Annotated in this window: 18 protein-coding genes; 11 read left to right on the forward strand and 7 right to left on the reverse strand. The window is 55.1% G+C overall.

Annotated features, from left to right (window positions below):
- Positions 1–345: 345 nt before the first annotated feature.
- Positions 346–1,515, forward strand: coding sequence for a replication initiation protein (locus tag ABJQ89_RS01485; protein WP_348494505.1), 1,170 nt, complete (start codon positions 346–348; stop codon positions 1,513–1,515).
- On the opposite strand, the gene ABJQ89_RS01490 is transcribed toward ABJQ89_RS01485, so the two are convergent.
- Positions 1,512–1,961, reverse strand: a complete 450-nt coding sequence (locus ABJQ89_RS01490) for an SRPBCC family protein (RefSeq protein ID WP_348494506.1) — start codon at positions 1,959–1,961, stop codon at positions 1,512–1,514. The genes ABJQ89_RS01485 and ABJQ89_RS01490 overlap by 4 nt on opposite strands.
- Positions 1,962–1,989: 28 nt before the next feature.
- Positions 1,990–2,628, reverse strand: a complete 639-nt coding sequence (locus ABJQ89_RS01495; RefSeq protein ID WP_348494507.1) for a cation transporter — start codon at positions 2,626–2,628, stop codon at positions 1,990–1,992.
- A 73-nt stretch (positions 2,629–2,701) separates the two neighbouring features.
- Here ABJQ89_RS01495 and ABJQ89_RS01500 point away from each other — a divergent pair, with 73 nt between their 5' ends.
- From ABJQ89_RS01500 to ABJQ89_RS01510, 3 genes are all read left to right on the forward strand, one after another.
- A complete protein-coding gene (locus ABJQ89_RS01500) occupies positions 2,702–3,118 on the forward strand; it encodes a helix-turn-helix domain-containing protein (protein WP_348494508.1) in 417 nt (138 codons plus the stop codon).
- A 58-nt stretch (positions 3,119–3,176) separates the two neighbouring features.
- Positions 3,177–4,322, forward strand: coding sequence for an MFS transporter (locus ABJQ89_RS01505; protein WP_348494509.1), 1,146 nt, complete (start codon positions 3,177–3,179; stop codon positions 4,320–4,322).
- Positions 4,323–4,543: 221 nt separating this feature from the next.
- Positions 4,544–4,924, forward strand: coding sequence for a hypothetical protein (locus ABJQ89_RS01510; protein ID WP_348494510.1), 381 nt, complete (start codon positions 4,544–4,546; stop codon positions 4,922–4,924).
- Positions 4,925–5,084: 160 nt separating this feature from the next.
- Here ABJQ89_RS01510 and ABJQ89_RS01515 read toward each other — a convergent pair whose 3' ends face one another.
- The 5 genes from ABJQ89_RS01515 to ABJQ89_RS01535 form a co-directional block, all read right to left on the reverse strand.
- Positions 5,085–7,901, reverse strand: a complete 2,817-nt coding sequence (locus tag ABJQ89_RS01515) for an AMP-binding protein (protein WP_348494511.1) — start codon at positions 7,899–7,901, stop codon at positions 5,085–5,087.
- A 451-nt stretch (positions 7,902–8,352) separates the two neighbouring features.
- The gene (locus ABJQ89_RS01520; RefSeq protein ID WP_348494512.1) at positions 8,353–10,308 is read right to left on the reverse strand and encodes an asparagine synthase-related protein; all 1,956 of its coding nucleotides are present in this window, start codon (positions 10,306–10,308) and stop codon (positions 8,353–8,355) included.
- Between the two features lie 11 nt (positions 10,309–10,319).
- Positions 10,320–10,736: a lasso peptide biosynthesis B2 protein gene (locus tag ABJQ89_RS01525; protein WP_348494513.1), complete on the reverse strand. Its 417-nt coding sequence runs from the start codon at positions 10,734–10,736 to the stop codon at positions 10,320–10,322.
- Positions 10,737–10,762: 26 nt separating this feature from the next.
- Entirely contained in the window at positions 10,763–11,047 is a 285-nt protein-coding gene (locus tag ABJQ89_RS01530; protein WP_348494514.1) for a PqqD family peptide modification chaperone, read from the reverse strand.
- A 25-nt stretch (positions 11,048–11,072) separates the two neighbouring features.
- Positions 11,073–11,987, reverse strand: coding sequence for an AAA family ATPase (locus ABJQ89_RS01535; protein WP_348494515.1), 915 nt, complete (start codon positions 11,985–11,987; stop codon positions 11,073–11,075).
- Between the two features lie 303 nt (positions 11,988–12,290).
- Between ABJQ89_RS01535 and ABJQ89_RS01540 the strand changes: the two genes are divergently transcribed.
- From ABJQ89_RS01540 to ABJQ89_RS01570, 7 genes are all read left to right on the forward strand, one after another.
- Complete coding sequence (locus ABJQ89_RS01540; RefSeq protein WP_348494516.1) at positions 12,291–13,418, forward strand: MHYT domain-containing protein; 1,128 nt, start codon at positions 12,291–12,293, stop codon at positions 13,416–13,418.
- A gap of 112 nt (positions 13,419–13,530) precedes the next feature.
- On the forward strand, positions 13,531–14,385 hold the full coding sequence (locus ABJQ89_RS01545; protein WP_348494517.1) for a xanthine dehydrogenase family protein subunit M: 855 nt from the start codon (positions 13,531–13,533) through the stop codon (positions 14,383–14,385).
- 12 nt (positions 14,386–14,397) lie between these two features.
- Positions 14,398–14,892 carry a (2Fe-2S)-binding protein gene (locus ABJQ89_RS01550; protein ID WP_348494518.1) on the forward strand — a complete coding sequence of 165 codons (495 nt, stop codon included), beginning with the start codon at positions 14,398–14,400 and terminating at the stop codon, positions 14,890–14,892.
- Positions 14,889–17,318, forward strand: coding sequence for an aerobic carbon-monoxide dehydrogenase large subunit (locus ABJQ89_RS01555; RefSeq protein ID WP_348494519.1), 2,430 nt, complete (start codon positions 14,889–14,891; stop codon positions 17,316–17,318). Before ABJQ89_RS01550 ends, ABJQ89_RS01555 begins: the two co-directional genes overlap by 4 nt.
- Positions 17,319–17,372: 54 nt before the next feature.
- On the forward strand, positions 17,373–18,248 hold the full coding sequence (locus ABJQ89_RS01560) for a MoxR family ATPase (RefSeq protein ID WP_348494520.1): 876 nt from the start codon (positions 17,373–17,375) through the stop codon (positions 18,246–18,248).
- Positions 18,245–19,429: a VWA domain-containing protein gene (locus ABJQ89_RS01565; RefSeq protein WP_348494521.1), complete on the forward strand. Its 1,185-nt coding sequence runs from the start codon at positions 18,245–18,247 to the stop codon at positions 19,427–19,429. The genes ABJQ89_RS01560 and ABJQ89_RS01565 overlap by 4 nt, the downstream gene beginning before the upstream one ends.
- Positions 19,426–20,099: XdhC family protein (locus ABJQ89_RS01570; RefSeq protein ID WP_348494522.1), on the forward strand; the 674-nt coding region annotated here is incomplete at its 3' end. The genes ABJQ89_RS01565 and ABJQ89_RS01570, both read left to right, overlap by 4 nt.

Below are 20,099 nucleotides of genomic sequence, written 5' to 3' on the forward strand. Positions count from 1 at the left end.
CTTTGGGTTCAAAAAATAACCTAAGTACAAAGCTTTAGGTGAGTTTGGGTGCCAAACAACAGGACGAAAGGTACCAATACACGGGATGAAAGGTGCCATAGATCGGGAAGAAAGGTACCGATTCGCGGGACATAGGGTCTAATGGGTGTTTTAGGGTCTAAACTGGGTCAATTGATGAATCGCCCTGCGAAGGCTGTCCCGTAACTGGGTACCTTTGAGTGAAAACAGAGATCGCTTGAACACCGTAAATAGGTACCAATGGGGTGATTGTCGGGAGGTTCCTTTTGGGGTAAACTCTGTACAACAAAGGTTCCAAAGAGAGCCACGAGCAAAGGCACCTTAATCATGCAAGATGATATCCCAAAGGAAAAACTCACTGGCGCGTTGAAACGTGGGTCGGTGAAAAAACACGTCGCGGCGATCCATGTGTCGGGCAAACTGTCACTGCTGCAACGCAAACTATCTAATGTGCTTTTGCTCAATGCTTATGATCGGCTTGGCTCAGCGCAGATGTTTGAAATGGACGCGCGCACGCTCTGTATGATGGTCGGATATAACTCCAACGATTTTGACACGCTCAAGGCATCGCTGCGCGGGCTGGCAGAGACGGTGGCGGAATGGGATATGCTCGGCGCGGATGGCGCGCAAGAATGGGGGGTGTCGAGCTTGCTCAGCTACGCCAAGCTGAAGGGCGGGGTGTGCGAATATGCCTATTCGCCCGCGTTGGCAGAGAAGCTGGCGGACCCGAAAGTCTTTGCGCTGATCAACCTCAATATCCAACGACGGTTTACCAGTGGCCATGCACTGGCGCTTTATGAAAACTGCTATCGCTTTCACCGCACAGGCAGCACGGGATGGTGGCCGCTCGATACGTTTCGCCGTTTGATGGGGGTTGAGGACAGCGCCTATTATCAGTCGTTTAAACACTTGAATGCGAAGATCATCAAACCCGCGGTGGCGGAGGTGAACAAATCGAGCAACATCATCGTTACGCCAGAGACGCGCAAGCGGGGTAGGGCGGTGACGGACATTCGGTTTGTGATTGAGCCGAACCCGCAATTGGCGATCCTTGATCTGGACGATGGCACGGGGCTGCGCCGCGCGCCCGTTTATGACCGTTTGCGCGCGATGGGGGTGAGTGACCGGCTGGCGCGACAATGGATCACCCAGCACGGTGAGGTGGTCGTGGCGCAGAAGCTGGCCTATGTAGAAGGGCAGGATGATGTGCGCTCGCCCGTCGGCTATCTGACGGCGGCGCTGAAAGATGATTATGGTCTCGCGGCGAAACCTGAGGCGCCAAAGAGCGCGCGCGCGCAGGTGCTGGCGGTGGTGCAAGAGCTGGTCAAATCGCGCAGCCCGACTCAAAGGGATGCAGATAAGCGGCTCTTTATGTCATCGCTGACAGAAAACGCCGCGCGCGATGATTTTGAAAAACACGGCTGGATGTCTGCGCTGAACCGCGCGGAGATTGAGCAGTTTTGGCGCGATCTCTTTCCCGAGGCGTTTGACGGTTAGAGCCGAGCCTCGAGCCGTTTGAGGATTTCGAGGCGCGGTGCGTGGCGTTTGTTATACATGAACTTGGCCCACATCGCGAAGACGGGGGTTAGCACGCCTGCGTCGATCTCGATAGATTCTTCGATGCGGGAGCCTGCGGCATCCTCGATAACCTGTAGACGATGCTGCCACGATTTCACGCCAGCGCCCTTTTCGAAGGAGGCAAAGCTGCGCGTCTCGTGATCCAGTTTTTCGACGGTCATTTCGTAGGGTTGATAGGGCATTTTCCCAAAGAGCGAGACATCAACAGTGAGGTGCTGGCCCTCGTAAATCTGGCGGCTTGGCATGTTTTTGTAGCTGAGCAGGGATTTGGTGACTTCCTTCAGGTGATCGAGGTCCGTGGCGACCTGCCAAACGAGATCAGCAGGGGAGGTGTAGTGATGCGTGAGGGAGATAGTTTTGGGCATTGTCGAACGCTCCTGTCTGTTCGCCGCATTATAGGCTTTCGTGCAGGGCGTGACCATGGGCTGCGCGCCGTTCTGCGAGGGCCTGTTGCATGATCTGGAAGGCAGAGGAGAGGAAGAGGCTGCCCATAATGCCAGCGACGATCAGGTCGGGCCAGCCGCTGGTCGTGCCCCAGACGCCGAGGGCGGCGAAGATGACGGCGACGTTGCCGATGGCATCGTTGCGCGAGCAGAGCCAGACAGAGCGAACGTTGGCATCGCCGTCCTTGTATCGCACCAGCAGGGCGACGCTGGCGAGATTGGTGAGCAATGCAAGCACGCCAATGGTGCCCATGATATTAGCGGACGGCACACCGATGTAGAACACGCGGTAAACGGTGGAGCCGACGACCCAGAGGCCCATCGCCAGCAGGCTGACAGCCTTGAACAGGGCGGCGTTGGTGCGCACGGTGATAGAGGCACCGATCACAGCGAGCGAAATGCCGTAGGTGAGGGCATCGCCGGCAAAGTCGAGAGCGTCCGCTTGCAAGGCTTGGGACTGGGCCACATGGCCCGCGGTCATTTCGACGAAGAACATCACCGCATTGAGCGCGATGACGATCCAGAGGCGTCTTTTGTAATCGTCCGAAACTCCGTCAAATGTTGTCTTGTGATCGCAGCAACCCGCCATGGTAATATCCCTTTCAAACTGAGTTGCAGTTTATATAATGTCTCTAGTCACTAGAGGTTCAAGAGGTTTTTTTATGTATTCCATTGGTCAGCTGTCCAAGCGCACGAATGTGAAGGTGCCGACGATCCGGTATTATGAAGAGATGGGCCTTTTGGACGAGGCGGAGCGCACTGCGGGGAACCAGCGGCGTTACGGCAAAGACGGGTTGGAGCGGTTGAGTTTCATCCGTCATGCACGCGATCTTGGGTTTTCGATTGACGCGATTTCAGCACTGATTGAGTTGCAGCAGAACCCGGACCGGTCTTGCGATGCGGCGCAAGAGATTGCGTCGGCCCAGCTCGCGGATGTGCGCGCGAAAATGAAACGTTTGAGGACGTTGGAAAAAGAGCTTGCGCGAATTTCCAAAGGCTGTGACGGTGATGGGGTTGCTGAGGACTGCTATGTTTTGGCCTCGTTGAGCGATCATGGTCTGTGTGAGCATGAGCATTAAAGCAAATCGATTTAGACACTAATAAGGGCATTTGGCCCTGTGAAGGACTTTCAAACCGATGACGCATAGATCTGCTTGGCTGGCTGTTGCGGCCATGTTCGTGCTGAACGGCGCGCTGTTTGGCATCTGGGCGTCGCGCATTCCGACGGTTGCGGATCGACATGAGCTGAGCAGCGGAAATCTGGGCCTGTTGTTGTTGCTGATGGCGGCGGGGGCGATCGTGGCCTTTCCGTTTTCAGGGCGTTGGTCGGATCGGTTTGGCGCGGTGAGGGTCACGCGCGTGTTGGCGGTGCTTTATGCACTGTCCTTGTTCCTGATTGCAGGCTCGCCCAGTTATTGGACCTTGGCGGTGTCGCTGTTTCTGTTTGGCGCGACCCATGGGGGCATGGATGTGTCGATGAACACATGGGCGGGGGAAGCGGAGAAATATATCGCGCGCCCTGTGATGTCGTCGTTTCACGCAATGTGGAGCCTTGGCGCAGGCATTGGCGCTGGCACGGGGTTCTTGGCGGCGCGGGCGGATGTGGGCATTGGGCTGCACTTTGTGCTGGCCGGGGCCTTGGTCGCGGTGATCACGCTCTACATTGCGCGGGTTGATTGGCGGTCTGATACGCAAGCGAGGGTGCAGAAAGGGCCGTTCTTTGTGTTTCCGAAGGGGCCTTTGCTGGCTGTGGGTTTCTTTGCGTTTTGTGCATCCATTGGTGAAGGGGGCATGGCGGATTGGAGCGCGATTTTCCTGATTGAAACAACGGGCGCGAGCGAGGCGAATGCCGCGCTTGGCTATTCCATCTATTCGCTGGCAATGGTGGCGATGCGATTAATGGGGGATCGCGTCACCCAAAGGTTTGGCCCTGTCAGCACGGCGCGTTTTGCAGGCACGATTGCAGCGGTTGGTGTGCTGTGCGCGGTTGGTTTTGGCACCTATGGGATGTCGCTGTTCGGGTTCGTTCTAATGGGCATTGGGTATGCGGTGATCATCCCGCTTGCCTTCTCGCGCGCGGCGAATGATCCGGTGATGTCGCCAGGGGCGGCGATTGCGAGCGTTTCGACGCTTGGGTACGGGGGCATATTGCTAGGCCCGCCGTTGATCGGGTTCATGGCAGAGGCGACGTCCATTCGCAGCGCGTTTGTGGTGCTGGCGGTATTGGCCGTTCTGATCGTTGTTTTAGCGCCTGCGGTGCGGCGGACGGATAATGCGGGCTGATGTGGAAGTACGGGGTTTGGGTGGCTTTGAAACGACCGTCATAAGGAGGCCGAAACCCTACGCTTAGCGCGTTGCGGCTAAAGTCCGCTTTGAGCCCAAGGTGTTAAATGCTGCACCGAGCACGAATGACCGTTACGGTGGCAACAATACGCGACCAGCTGCGTTGCCGCACAGCCTAAAAGGTGGCAGGGTTTCGCCTTAACGACATGAAAGAAAAGGCCATGAACAAGTCTGCCGAGGGAAAGAATATCACCCGTGACTTTGTCGTTTCCCAACTCTTGGGGAGCGTAGATGACCTCATAAAACTATGTCGGTCGGGTGATTTCGGCGACGGTTTCCGATCCGCACAATATAGATTTCTTTGGAATGCCAGCCTCGCCGATCCTGAAGCGTTAGAAGCGGCGTATGACCGAATGATTGAAGACGGTGCCTGCTATGATATTGCGATTGATAGCAACGCGGTGTTCGGACGTATATTGATCATGGCAATTGCACCAACCAACCCTACAAAAGCCGCTGAGGTGTTTGAAACGCTCATAAATCTCTACGCGGACCCCGGTGAAGCTGATCACATCAAGTATCAGCTACTAGGAAAAACCTAGCCCCACACGCTTAAAGCCCTCCATTGCTGTCGATCCATCAAACCGGACATTGGCGCAACCGCAGCGAACGGCGGCAAAGTCCGCATTGCGGACATCGATACATATACACAAAGGAGAGTTAGCAGTGGCCAGCTGACTGTCCGTGTGGCCTGAGTTTATATCACCATTTGGAAGCGCTGAGGTGTAAGTTTTGACCGTATCCATTGAGGCTGGAAATTTCCTGTTCCCAGATTGTATTCAAGTTGTGGATATATAGGCGCAGAGCGGGTTCAATGAGGTCGCGTTTTCCGTTCAAATCAATTGGTGAACTGAGGTGAAACGTGACCAAACCAGTGCCAGAGATCGAACTGGCAACATGCACAATCAGGGCGTTGCCAGCAAAGGCAAGCTCTGCGAAGCCTTGGCGAAATAAACGCTCTCGACCGTGCAGGTTGACCTTGATTCCGCCTTGGCCTTCATTGCCATCTGCGAAAATCATAGCGTACCCGCCGGCATTAAGCGTTTGTGTTGCGCGCCAAATTTGTTCGGCCCTCGCCTTTGGGCGAGTGGCTTCATCGGGGGCGACGAGCGTCCGTTCGCCTTCTGGTTCATAATTCCCAATGGCTGCCCACGGCTTTGAACGTAGCTCTGGCGCGAAGGGGAGGGCCCTGAGTAGGCGGCTGTGCGTGCCAACAAAGACAATGCCGCGACCATCGGCCTTTTCCCGGATCGCGTCTAAGCCCTGAACCTTTATGAATTTTTCGGAATTGCGTGTTTTTTTCAGGCTCTTCAGACGCCAATCTGGGGCGAAGTTGGCGATTTGGTTGTGGCGCTTTGCGGCTGCCAAATCTGTCTTAGACCCTGCTTCTGACAACAGTTGCGTCGTGTTTTTGGCAACGGTTCGCATATACGGCCCAGCTGGGAAGTGCGTAAGAAACCCCAAATGCAAGGCCCGAGAAGCGATACCATAAGGGATTGTAGCGATGGCAAGAGTTCGAAGAGTGCGGTTGATCTTGCGGTAAACTGTAATTGGACGTTCACGTGTTAGCTTAGTGTCCAGTTTTGTTGCGGAAGAGGGCGAATTTGCAAGCAATGTCGCGAGATGAGACAGCGTTGGCGTTGCGAGAAACGACCGTACAAAGGAGTTGTGACCCACGGTCTGCTCCACGCTCAACACAAACCGCACCATAAGCAGGGAATCCATGCCTGCGGCCGTGAGATCCTGTGTGTCGGGGATATCTGGGTTGGCTAGAAAGGGAGCGACGAGCTGCCGAAGTACGGGCAGGTAGTCCGACGGCGGTGCGCCTGTAGACGGGATTGCATCCGTGATAGGGGGAGTTACTGGCCGCTCTTTACGCCAGAGGACATCAAGTGTTCCCGCTTTTAAGCGGCGACGGCATAAATCACGTTGGACTTTTCCGCTGGATGTTTTGGGAACTTGCCTGCGTGGCACGAGGCTTAGCGCGCCAAGATGGGTGTTAAACCGTTTTTGAAGCAGAGCGTTGGTTTCTTCCCATAGTGCTTCTCCGATTTCGGATGCTTTCGCGGGCTCGGAACATCCGGCGACTAACTCGATCTGTGCATCGCCCAGAGATGTTGTTGTGACAAACGCGGCGCTCGCGGGAATGGGAAAGAGGGCTGATGCTGGTAGTTCAACTTCAGATGCTGAAATATTGCGACCATTCAGAACAATTAGGTCCTTGATCCTGCCTGTTGGGTACAAGAGTCCCGCGTGGATAAATCCAAGGTCACCTGTTCGAAGCCAACCCGACCCGCCATCGGGATACAATGTTGTGGACAGTTGGCTTGCGGATAGTTCCGGTTTGTTGAGGTATGCTTGAACGGTATGGTCGCCCCGAACCCAAATTTCGCCAACCCTATCCGGCGCGGCCCGTTTGCCTGTTTCTGGATCCGCGATGCAAATGCCTTGATCCGCGGGCACCTTTCCACACGCCACAACCTCCATTGAGGTATCCACGTTCGGCGTGATGACCACGTCACCTGCTTGCAGCGCCGCATCGTCGACAAAAACCCGGCTCCATCTTGCGGCATGTCCTATGCCGGACACGAAAACGGTTGCCTCTGCCAATCCGTAGCCGGGCAGCAGCGCGGTGTCGGACAAGCCATAGGGTTTGAAAGCCGCCTCAAACTGTCTCAGGCTTTTCGCCTGAACGTTATCTGCGCCTGCATACAAGGTTCGAATACAGGAAAGATCGAGACCATTTAGCGCTTTTGGGTCTGCTTTCTGCGCGCAGACGTCAAAAGCAAAATTGGGAACCCCGGAGAGAACGGCCTTGTGGTCTGAGATCGTCTTGAGCCAATTTAAGGGGTGGGTCAGGAAGTGTTTGGAGTCCAGCTGAACAAGGTGCATCCCAACAAAGACAGACAATAGCTGCGTCGCGACCAATCCCATGTCGTGGTAATGAGGTAGCCAAGACACATGCGTTTCACCCTCTTTGGCACCAACGCAGTCAGCGAGCATTGTTAGGTTCGCCCGTAGGTTCCCATGTGTGACAGCAATGCCTTTTGGGTTTGCTGTCGAACCTGAGCTATACTGCAAAAACGCCACATCATCATTGGCGGCCACAGTGGATTGAAGTGTCGCTGGCGGGATGTCTTCGACGGCGATCACGGGGATCTGGTGGCCCGTCTGTTGACGCATGTCATCAACCCGATGGCGTTCGGTGACCACGAGCCGAGGCGCTGCATCTTTGATCTGTGCGCTCAGCATTTCGGACGGTCGCGGGCCTGTTGTTGGTTTGATCGCAAAGGGCAGCATTTTTGCCTGAACGCATCCCAAAAAGGCTGCTGTGAAAGCAGCTCCAGAGCCGAATGCCAGCACAATTGATGACTTTTCAGGACATGTTGCCGCGACATATGCCGCCACAGATTGGGCGGTTGCGACAAGACGATCTTGTGAGAAATGCTCAATACCTTCCCGACCTGGGACAGACATTGAAAAGCTGTGCTGCGCTGTCAGTTCAGGCGGAAAAATCAACCGAGGGACCTTTTCTAGTCTTTAATTTTTGGTCGCGAAGCCTTGTTGATTAACTTGGTAGACGAGTGCGGCAATGAAGGCTGTCGTCGATACCTGCGCCCAGCCAGCAGACTGCAAGTTCAGCCCGCGTGTTTAAGTCTACCAATGAAAAGTGTAACGATGATCAGGAGCAACCCGTATAACACGAGCGACTTTAGTTAGCTGTCACACGTTGTGCCGTCAGGAGTAAACCCATTCGGGGTAGCTTGAGCCGTTTCTAGCGGTTTCGCCTCGCTTACCGTTGGGGTCGTCCAAGTTGCCTTGCTGGGCTTGTTTGTATCTTCAAATTTCACGTTTTGGCCTCTTTGTTCATCAAAACTGATTTTGGCTACTCGATACAACACAGTTTGTCCGATATCAGACTTTCAATTGGTACGCTATCTTGGTGTTGAAATCTGCGCGCATTTGTTCATTAGTTCCGGCCGTTTTCGCGCTGAATAAAGCGCGCGATATGGAGCCCAAGTGGCAGCATAACTGAGAATCTCCCAGATGCTGCGTTGTGGTTTGTCATGTTTGCCTCATCGGGCCAATGTTCGACCCACTCTTTCAAGCGCTCCACATCAACAAGCGTATTGATGTCGCTATCGTCGGAGAGCCGGGCCAATTCTTCGTTGATACGCTCCAAGTCGCGCGACAGCCGGAAGTGCGCGTCAGGGCTCTGCCGCCCTTTGCCATGCTGTTGGAGACGGATATCATCCGGCAACATACCTTTTGAAAGACGCTTCATCAAAGACCGAGATTCGCCGTCCAAGATAAATTGTTCATGCGGGACTCCGAAGCACCATTCTTGCATGCGTCGATCTGCCAATGGGTCCCGCATCTCGATCCCATAGAGAGACCGCGCCGCCGAGAGAAAAGCGGTGGCGGTTCCTGCATAGTAGCGTTCATTCACTTCCATAAGAAACCCGCGATAGTCCCGAGGGCGGGCCGCAAAAAGATCGAAACCGTCTTGTGCAGCGCGTTCTATTGAACCGCGACGTTCCATGGCAGAAACAAGGACAGGAAGATCGGCGATGCTTGGCCTTCTCACCGTGCCAGGCATTGCGCGCCTGATCTGCCTAACCCAATTTGGCAACAACGGTGAAATGCCTTGTCTTGCTAAAAGGCGCGCCCGTTTGGGCCAAGAAGGTGCCCCTTGATAGACCAGACGTGCAAGCGTTTTGAGATGTCCGTGGCTCAGAGCTTTGGCGTAGATACCAACACCGCTATACGAAAGCGTTAGATTGCCAATCCCACCCTCAAGCATTGTGGTCACTCCGGTATTGGAGGCTTGTCTCAGAATTTCATGGATCCAATGGACGTTCAAAGCGTTGCGTATAGGTTGTTCGATTGCTTGGAGCATTGCTTCTTGTACTTCAAACACACTGCGGCCTGCATTGTTCACCAATGTGAGGTCCATGTTGGGATACATTGCTGCGATGGCTTGTACGTGCGGTGTTTCATCGGTGTAGGAACCGCGCATTTTGACTGGCGTCCAATCAGGGTCCGGAACGGATGTATAGACTGGCAAACGTTTCCCGCTGGATTGCAGTTTTAGTGCGGCAGTTGCAGCAATCGTCGATGAATCGAGGCCGCCGGACATAAACGAACCTACCGTGCCAACAGATCGCATATGCGCCGCGACGCAAGTGTCCAAAAGGTCTTTGGCGGCCTCCACATAATCGTCATCACGCGCATACGTGATCGGTTTGATCTGGCGCCGCAGGCTGTACCACTTTTCCTTTTGCACGCGATCCCGGCTTACCCGCACCAGCGCGCCCGGCGCGACCTGATGTATGCCGACAAAATAGGTGCGTTCGACATCGACGTTATGCTGTGTCAGCGCATCAATGATCTTTAGTTCATCCACTTGGCGCGGAATGTCGCCAAGGGTGTGAATAGCGCGCGGCAAGCTGGCGACAGTCACGCGGTCTTTGCTCATATGGTAGTGCAACATCCGTTGACCGGATGGGTCGCGCGCCAAGACAAGCGTTTGGGTATTTGTGTCCCAAAGAACCATGGCCAGCGGTCCAACCATTTTTAAAAGCGCTGCATCGCCCCATTTCTCCCATGCGTGCAGGGCAAGGAATTCGTCAGACATCTGCTTGCTTTCTGGCCCGAGGTTTAGCGCAGCAATGATGTCACCGCGATTGTCTAGCCTGAGATCGAATACAGCAATAAAGCGATGGTCCCGCGACACGAGAGGCTGTTTGGCATGCCGTGCTTCGGGTGTTGAAATGAATTGAGCTGCACCAACCGACGCGGGCCCAACCGCATAGCTATGCGGCTTGCCCGGAGCATAGTCCGACAGAGTGCGCAACATGCGTTGGGTCTGTTCCTCGTCGGCAGGCGCCCCGCTTCTGTGAAAAATGCCTGTAAGTGCGCTCATTCCATATCTCTTTACTGCTTAGATGTGGCGTGTTCCGCACTGCCTAGCTGGTACATCGGTGTATAACTACTCACATTTCCTCCGATGATCACGTGATCGCCAATACTCAGCCACGCATGTAGGTCTGTCGTGCCTTCTGGGTCATCTCGCTTCACGCCGACCAAAAGTGTGTTGGCGATCCCTCTTCGACTCAGCATCGAGCGTGCTGCAAGAGCTTGGGGTAAACACACGATCCGCCATGGCAGTACTCGGAGGGCAAGCAGATAGCCCGACGAAAGCGCAGGACGTTGAACAAGCGCGTCCAAAGAGGGGGCGTTTTGATCCGCTTTGTGGGGCCGGTCAATGACCGCGCGCGAGATTTTGCGAGGTGCGAATTTTAGAATGAGGTCACACAGGATCAAACACACCACAGCTTCCAGGCAGATCACCAAAGTTCTAGCGCGATGCGTTAATCTTACCAAGGCGCTGACTGCGTTTCGATCAGGCTAAGGCTTTCCATTTGGGTTAGAAAGGTTGTTACTTCTGAGGTGCAAGTGGCTTCATCAATCTCATACTTGGTCAAAAGCGCCGAAACTATCGCATTCAAGGTCGTCGGTTGCTCTAGCATCGCCCAAATAACGACGCCCATAGCATCCAAGTCAAAGAAGCGTCCGCTGGCGAGTTCCATGACCACGGCCTGATCGTCCATCGTCGCTGCCATGACACCACTTTGTTTTTGTCGGATATGTTGATGGTTCATCGCCGCTCCTAACGGGGGTCTTGTTTTAAAGAGAGTGAAACTTTGGGCCCAAATCCCTGAGGTCATTTTCAATCGTGTCGACGACAAAGTCTAGTTCAGCAAGCGAAACTGGACGCGTGAGGCATTGAATGGGGGCTGTTTGTTGTAATGCCGTGACGGTGTCAAAATAGGCAGGTTGGGCGCCTAATGCAGCCACAAGACCGGGGCGGTAGGCGTGGCCGACAAAAGTGGCAAATGCCTGACCTGGACTAAGTGGACGCACGCGTGGCGGGCCATCGGTTGCCCAAGCCAAATCGTAAAGGGCACGAACCGGAAGTGGTGTCAGATGTGTGCTCGCAAAATCCACATGAAATTTGTCTCGATTACCCAGAACTCGATCCCGTTGCACGGCATCAGCGCCCAAAGCGTGGATAGCGGGCTGCCAAAGTTTTAGAAACCGGCCGTCAGGCTGGACTTGGACTTGATCACCCACGATCTGCAAAGCGCAGATGTCGTCGCTTAGCATGGAGTAGCCCCGCTGCACGAAGCTCGCCGCTAACGTGGACTTGCCCGCGCCAGAAGGCCCGCAGAATAAGACCGCTCCATGCTCTGTTGCAATGGCGCTAGCATGCAGAACAACCGAGCCACTGAGATGCAGCGCAGCACCCAAGGCGCTCCCTGTCACATAGGCACTGGCCTCGGACCGTTTTTCGACGGGACAATCCAAAACGATGCGCGCGCCGTTTTTGTCTACGCGAAAAGCACCGATGCCCGACGCTTTGAATTGCAGCCCGTCATCGATGCGGTGCCACCCTTGGATCGCCAGAGAGTCCTGCCAATCATCTTGGGGCACGTGGCCAAATCGCACACAAATGTCTGGCTCGACAGTTTCGCGGACTTCGGTGAAAGACGGCAAGCTTAAGACGCTGTCGATAAATTTGCCGGCGGATCGATAGAGCATTTGAGTTTCTTTAGCGAAAATGTGTCAAAGCGCGGACCAATGCCAATTGGGTGAGGGCGCTGATTTAGCACCTTCACCTAGTTGCAATTGGCCCTCAAAGATAGCCCCTTGCGACAGAACAAGACTGTTCTGGGTCATGACGCCATCTTGATTGAACCCGAATGCGGATTCAAAAAAACAGATACGCAGGCCTTCAATAAGACAGGTAGCATTGTCCCGCTTGGCGGCGTTTCAAGACTTGATTCACGAAATGCGCGGTCTCTTGATTTGCCTTCAAATTATTTTTCGGTCAGTTTGGCGCCAATGGGAGTTCTTGAATCAGATCACAACATGTTCCTTGTGTTCATGTCCTGTGTTGTTGCCTTGGTTGCAGGGTTTACCGGCTTGTCGCTGACGCGGGAGCTGTCCCATAAGCCGTTGTTTCAGAGACAGGTTGCTGTTGCTTTGGCCTCGATCGCCTTGGGCGGTGGCATTTGGTCGATGCATTTTGTGGCGATGCTGGGGCTCCAACTGCCGACCCTGTTTTACTATGATGCGGCGATCACGCTGGTCTCTGCGCTGATTGCGATTTTGCTCGTGGGCGCGGCCCTTGTGATGTTGCATTTTGCCGAGCGCACCCCGCTGGCGATTGCGATTGCGGGCGCGATTGTTGGCATTGGTATTTTGGGCATGCACTACATTGGCATGGCCGGTTTGCAGCTGTGCCGCGCGATTTATACGCCCTTTGGGATTGTCACGTCCTCGGTTGTGGCGGTTGGATTGTGTATGCTTGCGTTCTGGATCGCTTACGGCGAGCGCACGAAGCGTAATATTTTACTGGGCTCTGCCTGTTTTGCCGTTGCTGTGTGTTCTGTGCATTTCCTTGCCATGGCGGGCACGCAATTTGTTGAAGTGCCGAGCCTGAGCGAATTTGGCCCGACGATGAGCAATGAGGTTCTGGCGCTTGGCGTGATCTTTTCCAGCTTTGTTCTGTTCGGTACGTTCCTTTGGGTGAGTGTGACCTATTTGGTGGCGCGTCCAGTGGGGGAGCCTGTGGACGCTGTCGTTGCTACGCCTGTTGTTGAAGAGCTGGCAGAGGTTCAGCAGATCCCTTGTGAGCGCGATGGCACGCGGGTGTTTGTGGCGGCGCATGATGTGGCCTTGATGCGCGCGGATGGGCATTACACGCAGGTCTATACGGATCAGGATCGACTGTTCTGTGTGTGGCCGATTACCGAAGCGTCCAAGCGGCTGTTGCCGACGGGTTTCTTGCAGACGCACCGCAGTTATTTGGTGAACCCGGAGAAGGTGAGCCGGTTTGAACGCAGCAAGGACAAAGGGCGCGTCATGTTCGAAGCGAGTGATTTGCCGCCCGCACCTGTGAGTCGGTCAAAGCTGAAGCAAATTCAGGATGCACTTGGTGGAAAGACCGGCGCAGTTCATGCTGGATAAGGCGCATTTCGTGCAAAAGGTCAGCATTTCAAGGGTTTTCTAAAGCCTTCGCATACGTTGGTATGCACTTATTCTCCCTAGCCAGATTAATCGCTTTTAGGGAGGAGAGCCGATGATTCCAGCGGCATTTGAGTATTATAGACCTACAGATATGGCAGGTGTTCTTGCCATATTGGAGGAGCACGGGGATGACGCACGCGTCATGGCAGGTGGCCACAGCCTGATCCCGATGATGAAACTGCGCATGGCAGATGTCCCGCATTTGATTGACCTGCAAGACGTTGGCGGCTTGTCCGACATCGAGATCGGCAGCGACAGCATTCGTATTGGCGCGTTGGTTACGCAAGCGGACATTATCGACAACGCGGAACTGACGAAAGTCGCGCCGATCCTGCGCGAAGCAGCGCTGCAGATTGCTGATCCGCAAGTGCGCTACATGGGCACTGTTGGCGGCAATGTAGCCAATGGCGATCCGGGCAACGATATGCCGGGGTTGATGCAATGTTTGGACGCGACGTTTACGTTGGTTGGTCCGGACGGGGAACGCGATGTTGCGGCGCGCGACTTTTACGAAGCGGCCTATATGACCGAGCGCGAAGATGATGAAGTCTTGGTCGCGGTGAGCTTTGCCGTGCCGCGCGGTGGATATTGCTACGAAAAGCAAAAGCGCAAGATTGGCGATTATGCGACAGCTGCGGCTGCGATCCAGATCGAGAAGGATGGTGGAACCTGTTCTGCGGTGTCTGTCGCGATGACGAACCTTAGTGATACGCCGATTTATTCCGAAGCTGCTGGTGCGGCTCTGGTTGGCACTGCGGTTGATGATGCGGCGCTTAAGGCGGCGGTTGCTGCGATGCTCGAAGACATCGACCCATCAGAGGACAACAAAGGTCCGGTCGCATTCAAGAAACACGTGGCTGGCGTCATTTTGCGCCGCGCCATCGAGAGCGCTTGGGCGCGGGCGTAAGGAGCTAGAAACATGTCAGATAAAATGCACATCAAGCTGAACGTGAACGGCAAGGATGAAGAGTTCCTTGCAGAGCCACGCGAGCTGTTGATTTACACATTGCGCGAACGCCTGAACATCACGGGCCCGCATATTGGGTGCGAAACATCCCATTGCGGTGCGTGCACGGTGACGATTGACGGCAAGTCCGTGAAGTCCTGTACTGTCTTTGCGGCGCAAGCGAGCGGCAAGTCGGTGACGACGATTGAGGGTCTTGGTGATCCTGATAGCCTGCATCCGTTGCAAGAAGCGTTCAAAGAGCATCACGGTCTTCAGTGCGGATATTGCACACCGGGGATGATCACGCGGGCGACAAAACTTCTCGAAGAGAACCCAACGCCGACTGAGGAAGAAATCCGCTTTGGCATGGCTGGCAATATTTGCCGCTGCACGGGCTATCAGAACATCGTGAAATCCATTCAGGCTGCGGCCACAGAAATGAATGCAGCCAAGGAGGCCGCAGAATGAAGGACGAAGTAGACAACCGCGAAGATCGCGTCGCCAATCTTAAGGGTATGGGTTGCTCGCGCAAGCGGGTTGAGGACGCACGTTTCACGCAGGGCAAAGGCAATTACGTTGATGACGTAAAGCTGGACGGTATGATCTTTGGTGATTTTGTACGCTCCCCTTACGCACATGCGCGCATCAAGAGCATTGATACATCCGCTGCGATGGCATTGCCTGGCGTGATCGCCGTTTTGACCGCCGCTGATTTGGAGCCACTGGGTCTGCACTGGATGCCGACGCTTGCGGGTGACAAGCAGATGGTTCTGGCCGATGGCAAGGTGCTATTCCAAGGACAGGAAGTTGCCTTTGTTGTCGCTGAGGATCGCTTTATCGCGGCGGACGGTATTGAGCTGGTTGAAGTGGAATACGAAGAACTGCCTGTTCTTGTGAACCCGTTTGAAGCGCTCAAATCTGACGTTGTTCTGCGCGAAGATACGGTTGGCGAAGATGGATCGCCCACCGATGGCGCGCATGGTCCGCGCAAGCATCACAACCATATCTTTACATGGGATGCAGGCGACAAGGAGCCAACAGAAGAAGTTATCGCCAACGCAGAAGTCGTTGCGGAAGAGAGCATGTATTACCACCGCACGCACCCTTGCCCGCTTGAGACATGCGGCTCTGTTGCGTCGATGGACAAGGTCAACGGCAAGCTGACGCTTTGGGGTACGTTCCAAGCGCCGCACGCGATCCGGACCATTGTTTCCCTGATTTCTGGTATAGAAGAGCACAACATCCGTGTGATTTCCCCAGATATCGGCGGCGGTTTTGGGAACAAGGTTGGCGCCTATCCTGGATATGTGTGTTCGGTCGTCGCGTCCATCGTGACAGGCAAGCCTGTTAAATGGATCGAAGATCGCATGGACAACCTGATGACCACCGCATTCGCGCGTGATTATCACATGACGGGTAAGATTTCTGCGACTAAAGAGGGTAAAATCACAGGGCTGCACTGCCATGTGACGGCGGATCATGGTGGCTTTGACGCCTGCGCCGATCCGACGAAATTCCCAGCGGGTTTCATGAACATCTGCACGGGTTCTTACGATATCCCAACTGCCTATCTTGAGGTTGATGGTGTCTACACTAACAAAGCCCCCGGCGGCGTGAGCTATCGTTGCTCGTTCCGTGTGACGGAGGCGGTGTATTTCATCGAACGCATGATCGAGGTTCTCGCGATCAAGTTGAACATGGATGCGGCCGAGCTGCGCAGTCTCAACTTTATCAAGAAAGAGCAATTCCCGTATACGGCTGCTCTCGGATGGGAATATGACAGCGGCGATTATCAAACGGCTTGGGACAAGGCGCTCAAAACGGTTGATTATGAAGGGCTGCGTGCAGAGCAAGCGCAACGCGTTGAGGATTTTAAGGCTGGCAAAACCCGCAAATTGATGGGCATTGGTCTGAGCTTCTTCACCGAGATTGTCGGCGCGGGTCCCGTTAAGAATTGCGATATTCTTGGGCTTGGTATGTTCGATAGCTGTGAAATTCGTATTCACCCGACGGGTTCTGCGATTGCGCGATTAGGGACGATTTCACAAGGGCAGGGGCATGCGACGACATTCGCGCAAATCCTTGCAACTGAGATTGGTCTGTCTGCGGATAGCATTACCATTGAAGAAGGCGACACAGATACCGCGCCTTATGGTTTGGGCACCTATGGATCGCGTTCAACCCCAGTTGCGGGTGCGGCGACGGCCATGGCGGGGCGTAAAATTCGTGCCAAGGCACAGATGATTGCGGCCTATCTGCTAGAAGTTCACGACGATGACGTGGAATTCGATGTGGATCGTTTCGTGGTCAAAGGTGCGCCTGAGAAGTTCAAGACGATGAAAGAAATCGCCTTTGCTGCTTATAATCAGGCAATCCCCGGCATTGAGCCAGGTCTGGAAGCGGTCAGCTATTATGATCCACCCAACATGACCTATCCGTTTGGCGCCTATGTCTGCGTCATGGACATTGATGTGGATACGGGTGTTCCGGAAATTCGCCGCTTCTATGCGCTGGATGACTGTGGCACGCGGATCAACCCGATGATCATTGAGGGACAAATCCACGGTGGTTTGACCGAAGCCTTGGCTGTCGCATTGGGGCAAGAGATTGCTTATGACGACATGGGCAACTGTAAAACGGGGACGTTGATGGACTTCTTCTTGCCGACGGCATGGGAAGTTCCTAACTACGAAACCGATTACACAGTGACCCCAAGCCCGCATCACCCGATTGGTGCAAAAGGTGTGGGCGAAAGCCCACATGTTGGCGGTGTGCCGTGCTTCTCCAATGCTGTTCAGGATGCGTTCCGTGCCTTTGGCAACACGCATACGAACATGCCGCATGACCATTGGCGGATCTGGAAGACCGCGAATGAGCTGGGTCTGCACGACTGAACGTAAAAATGTGGCCCCCGATTTTGTCGGGGGTCCATCTTGCAGGAATTCATGATGAGTTGGAATGATCTACAAACTGCCTTGGCGGGCAGCGGATATGTTGCATCTGACGACCTAGCGGTCGCGATGCATTTGTCCCTGACGCTTGGGCGACCTTTGTTGCTTGAGGGTGCGGCGGGCGTTGGCAAAACGCAGCTAGCTAGCTCTTTGGCGGCAGAGCGCAATACCAAGCTGATCCGTTTGCAGTGCTACGAAGGCCTTGATGCGGCACAAGCGATTTACGAGTGGAACTATCAACGCCAATTGCTGACCATTCGTGCGGCTGCGGAAGATGGTGAGACCGGTCAATCGGTTGAGGCGCGCATTTTCTCGCGCGATTTTTTGCTGGAGCGCCCGTTGTTGGCCGCAATTACGCAGGACGTTGCGCCTGTGTTGCTCATCGATGAGATTGATCGCGCGGATGAGGAATTTGAAGCCTATCTGCTGGAAATCCTGTCCGAATTCCAAGTGACAATTCCAGAGCTTGGCACGGTTGAGGCCACGACACGCCCGATTGTGATTTTGACCTCCAATGGCACGCGCGATCTGTCGGATGCGCTGCGTCGTCGGTGTTTGTATTCTTATGTGAACTATCCAGATCGCGAGACGGAATTGGCGATTTTGCAGGCGCGCTGCCCTGATGTGCCTGCGCGATTGGGTGCGCAGATTGTTGGCTTCGTTCAGAAGCTGCGCGAAGAGGATTTGGACAAGGTTCCGGGCATTGCTGAAACGCTTGATTTCGCGGCGGCCCTCATGGGGCTGGGCATTGCGGATCTGACAGATGATCCAGCGGCGCTTCAGCATACGCTCAGCACGCTCCTCAAGACGCAAAATGATCGCGCGCAAGTCACTGTGGAAGTGGCGGGCCGGATTGCAGGACGCGCCGCATGAGCCGTGTCACACGCTTTGCTGGCCGCGACCCTGGTCCTGCTGCACGCGTGGCGGGGTTCATTGGGCATTTGCGGGAAAATGGGATGCGTTTGGGGGTATCTGAAACCGATCTGGCGCTGGCGGCTTTGTGTGAAGTCGATGCCAGTTGGCCAGAGCAAACGCGACAAGCGCTCCGCCCGATTTGCACGGGGTGCAAAGAAGAGGTGGAGCGTTTCGATGCCTTGTTTGACAGCTTTTGGCTGGATGCGGGGCGCGTGAAACAGAAGATCATTCCGACCAAGTCGAGCAAGAGCAACGATAACATGCATTCCTCGCGCGATGCAAAGGGCGAAGATGTTGCGGGCGGCGCTGGCACGGCTAACGCGCCTGATGGGGGTGACGGCGAAGCCGAGAGCGATGGCGAAGGTCGCCTGATTGCGACGCAGGTACGCAACACGATGCGCAATGATCTGCGCGAGTTGGTGCGCCCTGAGGATATTGCAGAGGCGGAAGCCGTTGCGCGACGTTTGGGCGTTGCCATGCGGGATCGGCGTTCGCGCCGCCGCATTGCTGCGCGCAAAGGGGATCGGTTGCACTTTCGCAAGACGATCCGCGCCAGCCTCGCCACGGGCGGTGAACCTGTGCGCCTGATCCGCAAGAAACGCCCTGATCGCCCAATGAAGATGGTTGCGCTCTGCGATGTGTCCGGCTCGATGACTGTTTATGCGCAGGTGTTTCTGTCGTTCCTCGCAGGGTTGATGCGGAGCGAGCCTACGGCTGATGCCTATCTGTTTCACACGCGCCTTGTGCGCATTACCGAAGCGCTGCGCGACAAAGATGCGATGCGCGCGATAGGGCGGATGTCACTGATGGCGGATGGTTTTGGGGGTGGTTCTGAAATCGGACCGTCGATTGCGCGGTTTGCGAATACCTATGCCAAACGGTTCGTTGATGGGCGCACTGTGGTGATGATCCTGTCGGATGGTTACGACACGGCGCCGCCCGACGTGATGGACGAGGCTTTGCGCGCGCTTAAGAAGCGTGGCTGCAAGATCATTTGGCTCAACCCGCTGAAAGGCTGGCGCGATTATGCGCCTGTGGCTTCTGGCATGGCAGCCGCGCTGCCGCATCTTGATCTGTTCAAAGCGGCGAACACTTTGGCCGATCTGGCATCCCTAGAAAATGAGGTGCATGCGCTATGACCCCTGCTGAATTCCTGTCCGAAGATTTGGCCGACGTCGCAGAAAACCTGCGCCGCAATGATGAGCCATTTGCCTTTGCGACGATCGTGCGCACGGCGGGATCGACGGCTGCGAAACCCGGTGCGAAGGCGGTGTTGAACAGTGAGGGCGCGATTGTTCATGGCTGGCTTGGCGGTGGATGCACGCGCGGTGCGGTGAAAAAGGCGGCGATTGAGGCGCTGCGCAGCGGTGCGCCGCAACTGGTGTCTGTCGCACCTGAAGAACTGCTGGCCGAGAAGGGCGTCAGCGCTGGCGACGAGGTCGATGGCACGCGGTTTGCGCGCAATGGATGCCCGTCAAAAGGCAGCGTTGATATCTTCATTGAGCCCTGTTTGCCCATGCCGCAATTGGTGGTTTTGGGCGCATCGCCTGTGGCGTTGGCGCTGGTCGCGTTGGCCCCGCAGTTTCATTGGTCCGTCGTGCAATCGCTGCCCGAAGTTGGTGCGAGCGATGTGCAACAACGTGTGATCGTGATTGCCACGCAAGGGCAGGGCGATATGGATGCGTTAGAAAGCTCTTTGGCGCTTGATGTGCTGCATACGGCCTTTGTCGGGAGTGCGCGCAAGTTTGCGAGCCTTGCTGAAAAGCTGGCCGCAAAGGGGATCGCGCAACAGAAGATTGAAGGCGTGAA

It is taken from the genome of Planktotalea sp. (genome assembly GCF_039984035.1).
Lineage (GTDB): Bacteria > Pseudomonadota > Alphaproteobacteria > Rhodobacterales > Rhodobacteraceae > Planktotalea.